Annotated in this window: 6 protein-coding genes; all 6 read left to right on the top strand. The window is 34.5% G+C overall.

Translation table 11 applies throughout. From position 1 onward, the window contains the following. Positions 1 to 50 precede the first annotated feature (50 nt). The 6 genes from G6554_RS22250 to G6554_RS25815 all read left to right on the top strand — a co-directional run bounded on the left by G6554_RS22250 (position 51) and on the right by G6554_RS25815 (position 5874). Positions 51 to 791, top strand: coding sequence for a class I SAM-dependent methyltransferase (locus G6554_RS22250; protein WP_166245975.1), 741 nt, complete (start codon positions 51 to 53; stop codon positions 789 to 791). Positions 792 to 1039: 248 nt separating this feature from the next. After that, on the top strand, positions 1040 to 2377 hold the full coding sequence (locus G6554_RS22245; protein ID WP_166245973.1) for a spore germination protein: 1338 nt from the start codon (positions 1040 to 1042) through the stop codon (positions 2375 to 2377). After that, positions 2358 to 3446 carry a GerAB/ArcD/ProY family transporter gene (locus G6554_RS22240; RefSeq protein ID WP_278251742.1) on the top strand — a complete coding sequence of 363 codons (1089 nt, stop codon included), beginning with the start codon at positions 2358 to 2360 and terminating at the stop codon, positions 3444 to 3446. Before G6554_RS22245 ends, G6554_RS22240 begins: the two co-directional genes overlap by 20 nt. Further along, positions 3433 to 4494, top strand: coding sequence for a Ger(x)C family spore germination protein (locus G6554_RS22235; protein ID WP_166245969.1), 1062 nt, complete (start codon positions 3433 to 3435; stop codon positions 4492 to 4494). Before G6554_RS22240 ends, G6554_RS22235 begins: the two co-directional genes overlap by 14 nt. Positions 4495 to 4944: 450 nt before the next feature. Next, on the top strand, positions 4945 to 5592 hold the full coding sequence (locus tag G6554_RS22230) for a GPP34 family phosphoprotein (protein ID WP_166245967.1): 648 nt from the start codon (positions 4945 to 4947) through the stop codon (positions 5590 to 5592). A gap of 15 nt (positions 5593 to 5607) precedes the next feature. After that, the gene (locus tag G6554_RS25815) at positions 5608 to 5874 is read left to right on the top strand and encodes a MerR family transcriptional regulator (protein ID WP_166245965.1); all 267 of its coding nucleotides are present in this window, start codon (positions 5608 to 5610) and stop codon (positions 5872 to 5874) included. Positions 5875 to 6000: the final 126 nt, after the last annotated feature.

Raw genomic sequence — 6000 nt, 5'->3', positions numbered from 1 at the left:
ATAGTATATAGAGAGTAATCTGTCATTATTCACAAGGGAGTTAAATATAAATGACTAAATTCAAACAAGATATGGCAAATAAAGGGAATTATGGTATAGATGCACCTAATGTCGTGATAAATTTATTGTTGATTGGGATAATCCTGTTAATTGTCACCATTTTTATTTTTCGTTTCAGTGGTATTGTCTGGACTGTATTATTTATTCTTCTTCTCCTTGGTGGAACCGTTTGTCTACTAGAGGCAATAATGATGGTTTGGAGTAGCAAAAAAGGAAAAGGATATGTGGTAAAAAGGATGATTGAAAAGTTAAATATTAAAGAAAACGATCTTGTTCTTGACGTAGGGTGCGGTAGAGGATTTGTTTTACATTCATTAGCAAAACAATTATCAAATGGAAAAGTGATAGGAATAGATGTTTGGAATACCAAAGACCAATCAGGAAATAATCCGAACGTAACTTTACAAAATGCGGAAAAAGAGGGAATTCAAGAACGTGTAGAAATTATAAACGCCGATGCCCGAGATTTACCATTTGAAGCGAATACATTCGATGTTATTGCTTCAAGTCTTGCCATTCATAATATAAGTAATAAAAATGGAAGACAAAAAGCCATTGAAGAAATGGTTCGGGTATTAAAAGCAAATGGTCATGTTGCCATACTTGATTTTCAATATGTTGAAGAATACTCCCACATGTTTAAGAATGCTGGTCTAAAAGATATAATGATTTCAAGACTGCATTTTTCAATGTTTCCTCCAGTGAGAATCGTTACTGGGATTAAAAAATAAATGAATGTATTTACAATTTTTAAACGAAAGGGTTCTTATGTTACAAAAGGGATTGCTGCGGCGATCCCTTTTGTCCTTCAACTAAAAGGCAGGTGTGCGGCCGTGTATAGGTCGTAATCTCTAATCTCACCATCACTTGAATGTTTTCCCATGACTTTTTCGAGAATAGGAATGCATTATTGAATAAAATTTTCCTTTTTTCACCAAAATAAGGTAGGTATAAAGAATTATTAGAGAGGGAAAAAATAATGGATTCTTTGGTGCAACAAATTAATACAGCGTTGGGGAAAAACGATGATTTGTTTTTTCAGCGGGATTACCTCGCCGATACTCCAGTTGTCCTATTAGGATTTACGACATTAGTTGATTTAAATAAAACAAGGGATTTCCTTCAACATTATGCAAAAAGTGCCTTCTCAGAGGCTAAATTTAAGGATGATGAATTTTGGTCATTGCTTGGCAAAATGGAAGAAGCGGATACAAAGAAGGCTATTTCCATGATTTATCAGGGCAAACTTCTTATTACTTTTGAAAATACTAATCGTTATATTATTGTTGAGCCTGTTTCGAAAACGTTAGATCGTTCGGTTGATGTTTTTTCTAATGAAAATGTAATGCTGGGTCCATTAATCTCCTTTACTGAAAACATCGAAACAAATATTGGAATCATTCGTAAACAATTTCTTTCGGGTAATCTTTGTTTAACCTCATTCTTAACAGGACCTAATAAAACTAAGAAAGTCTCATTGCTTTTTATTGATGGCAAAGCAGATAAGGAACTGGTTGAAATCATTCATAATCAGATTGAAAAAAAAATAGAGATGGATATAAGTAATATTCAAAGTCTTTCAAAAATGATGGGATTTTCTTCTTGGGAGACTGTGTCAAAATTTAATACCACTGACGTTCCTTTCCAAGCAGTCCAATCTCTAAAAAAAGGAAAAGTCATTATTTTTGTAGACGAGATGCCGTTTGCGATGATTGTTCCAAGTCTTTTAACGGATATGTTTACGGATGAAAATGACCGAAATTTCCCTCCATTGTTTATGATTTCTATACGAGCTCTAAGGGTTATGGGCGTTTTAGTGACTTTGATATTTCCAGGATTGTATGTTGCATTAGTTTCGGTGAATCCTGAAGTGCTGCAGGTAGATCTTGCCTTAACTGTTGCCCATAGCCGTGAAGGAGTGCCATATCCTGCGTTAGTGGAAATTATCTTAATGCTCATTATTTTAGAATTGATCTTTGAAGCAAGTGTAAGGCTCCCAAAATCGATTGGTCCAACTATAACAATGGTAGGGGGAATTATACTCGGACAAGCCGTTGTAGAAGCTAAATTAGTTAGCAACCTGCTGATTATTATTCTTGCAGCCACTACCATTGCAAACTCAACCATTATCGGTATTCAAAACTCTGTTTCCATAAGATTGTATAAGTACGTCATCGTCTTCCTTGCTGCTATTTTTGGACTTATAGGAATGGTTACTGGACTGGTATTAATCATTGCTCATTTGGCAAGTGTGAATACCTTTGGAAGACCCTATATCGACTTAAACTTTAAAAGGAATGAAAACCATAATGGTTAAGAGTTTGCCTGTCATGCTTATATATATTATAAGTCATTTGGGAATTATATTTTTTTTGTACCCAGGTAATATTATAGCCAGTACAAATCAAGGTCACTGGGCACCGATTTTAATAGGTATAGTGTTCCATTTTGTATTAATCTTAATTTATATGAAGGGATTAAGTTTTTTTCCGAACAAAGATGTTATCAGCATCTATTCAGGGATTGGGAAAATCACAACTTTCTTATTCCTTACACCAACTTTGATCTATTTTATCATGGTTATTATCATAGCTGTCAGAGCTTACGCAGAAATTATTAACATTGTCTTTTTATCACACACACCTATATGGGCGATTATGATTTTACTGCTATCAACTATAACCTACATGGCAGCAAAAGGAATTGAAGTGATTTTTCGAACCGGGCTACTCCTGGCTTTCTTATTTCTGCCTATCATTCTTTTTATCTTGATTCTTTCTTTCCAAAACGTTGATTGGAGATATGCGATACCAATTGATTCTGATTTCCGCTTCATAACAAAACCTGTTTTCTTTCAGAGCTTTTCTGCCTTTGCCGGAGGATTTTTATTCCTAGGTTTTGTACAGCCCTATTTTTCTTATGAGAAAAAAGGAGTTTTGTTGGCCGCAGGAATTCTTATTCCCTGTTTTATACTTTCAGTATATATTCCAATTCTAACATTTGGACAGTCAACTGCATCCCCTCTTTTCCTACCATTCGTTGTTGTTTTAGATTCGACAAAAATTACTTGGCTCATGTTTGAAAGAGTCACTATGTTTTTTCTTTTAAGTTTAATTACTTTTGTTATCGTTTACACATCTCTGACAACATGGAAAACGATTCGAATCATAAACCATTATATTCCATCCATTAAACCAGTCTTTCTATTAGTATCATTTTCTGGATTGGTCTTTTTTACCGGTCTATTGATTCCAGACTGGAAGGATGTGGAGAAGCTATTATGGTGGAACACTTTTTTTAGATTTTACAGTTACATAGCTATCCCCTTATCGCTTTGTTTTTTTGGACTACGATTAGTGAGGAAGGGTAAAAATGAAACCATTTAAACTATTCACTTATATTCCTCTTACCTGTTGTCTACTGTCGATGACCCTAACATTAAGTGGATGTTGGGATTATAAAGATATCAATCATCGAGCGCTTCCTATAACCATGGGGATTTCGAAAGAGGACGACGATTACAAGGTGTTTCTTAAGATCCCTGAATCAGAACAACCAAGAGCAAATATGGAAATTGTATCAGCAAAAGGAGAAACAATAACTCAAGCGGTCGACAACATTTCCAGAAATATGGAGGACAGTGTGGATTTGCTACATGTAAAGGTAATATTGATTGACAGAGCTCTTGCAGAGCAAGGTGTAAAAGACATTATATCTGGTTTTGTTAGGTCACGTGATATTCCAGAAAAAGCCTTAATTGCCATTTTTAATGGTGATTTGGCTAAGTTCTTCTCAAAAACAAAAAAAGGAGGAATAACTACATACGAATTTTTTGAAAAAGATGCCGGATGGACCCCTGAAATCGCACTTACTCGGGTATGGGAAGTTTACCGTAGTATCAATTCCTATACACGTGATACTGCGGTACCGCTAATTCAAAGAGGAAAAAGAACCCCCGTGGAACAAATTGGGTCAGCAATAATTAGAAAAGGAAAAATGGTGGATCAAATCAGCTCTGAAGAAACCCTTTTATTTAATGCTTTTAAAGGAGAAAGTACTCAAGGAAAAATTGAAGTTTTGGACCATGCCTCCGTATTAATTATTAGTAATTCCATGGATAATAAAGTCAAATTGATTGAAAAAACACCATTTATGCAAAGCAGAATCAATTTGAAGGTCAGGTTAATGGAAACAAGAGGAAATCCATCCCCTAGTTTAATAAAAAAAGAACTAACTGAGATCCTTACTAATCGGTTTAACCAACTATTTACTAAAATGCAAAAAAGGGAAGCTGATATTTTGGGTTTAGGGCAGTTTTATCGAAACGAAATTCCAAAAGAAGAATTAAAAAATTGGAGATCCGATTACCTTCCTAATATGAAATTGGATACCCAGTTCCATATTGTCATTGTAAATGAAGGATTTTTAAAATAGGCTGTTTTCATAAACTTTGATGTAATAAAGGAAATGGCGTAAACAGTATTGTTTAAATAGCAAAAATAAATCGTACCCACTGAGGACCCAAATCAAGCCTTGAAACGCCTATTCTATGAATACATATGCCGTAGCAAGGTTCTGCCGATGATCCTTTATATAACTACCCTCACCACAATAACAAATAAAAAGCTTAAAATAAGTAAGATTTTATTCGCTTCTTGCTCATTTTAGGCTTTTTTGGATTCAAAAAAATAATAATTTAAAGGGAGATACCACGAACCCTGCTTAAAAAAGTAGAAATGTCTCTTAAAGTTATCGGCAGGTAATAAATGACTACTTAGTATTTTTTATTGACAATTTTATGTGTGGAGATTAGAATTGTAAGTAGTAAGTAGTAAGTAGTAAGTAAATTTAGTGCTTATTTCTGCTCATATAAGGAGTGTTTTTGTGGAAAATTTAAGTATTTCTCAAAGGTATTTATTGTTATCATTAAATGAAAAGGGCGGCATTGCTCCTATCGGGAGTATGCGCATTCGGTCCTATTTGATTGCGAGTGGTATTTTGGAACTTATTCTGGAGGATGTTATTTTACTGACAGATAATCAAGTGACAATAAAACAAGAATTACCAAGTGACAAAGAGTATTTACGTTTAGTCTATCATAAGATTTTTGATGAAAAATCCAACCATTTAAAAAAGTTATCGAGAGATCTGGTTACAAATCGAAAGCTTTTCAAGGAATTATTTCACTCGATTGGTGATACTTTAGTGGAACTAAATATTGTCACCAAAACTAGCGGTGGCATTGTAGGACAAGCCACTCAATTTGTCGGTGGTGAAAAGTCAAAGAAGCAGATTGTGGAACAAATTCGTGCCGAGCTATTAGAAGAAGGGCCAGTTTCAACAGATACTATTGTTTTATCAGGTTTATTAATTGGAAATCACACAATCAATCATTATTTTAGCGAGTTTGAAGAAAAGGAGCTTAAAGATAAAATCTCCGAACTTCGTAAGGACCCTGCTAACAAAGAAATATTTGCAATGATAGATGGTATTTCACACACAATTACCACTATTATTGCTTCTGTTGGTTAATTTGGAGGGATTGCAGTGGCGAGAAGACGTTCATTAGATGACATTCTTCAATCTGAATATATATCTATAGGGGAACTAGCTCGAATAACGGATTCAAGATATAGCACGTTAAAATATTACACTGAGGCAAACTTAATTCCGTTTGAGCAAGAAGAAGAAAATTTAACACGAAGATATCCAAGAGAAGCGTCTGTTAAAAGACTTGAGACAATTAAACGTTTAAAAAGTTCTGGAATGTCCATCTCGGAAATTAGTGATTGGATCATGAATAATGATTCGTAGTGAATTTACATTCGTATAGTACCTGATGCCTGACCCCGTTGTGTTAATGCAACGGGGTTAGGCATTTTCCAACTTCATTTAAGCTGTACTATATAAAAGGGAGGGGGTTAGAATCAGGGAACTCAA

The organism is Bacillus sp. MM2020_4, assembly GCF_011250555.1.
Lineage (GTDB): Bacteria > Bacillota > Bacilli > Bacillales > Cytobacillaceae > Neobacillus.
This window is presented reverse-complemented; position numbering and strand designations above follow the sequence as displayed.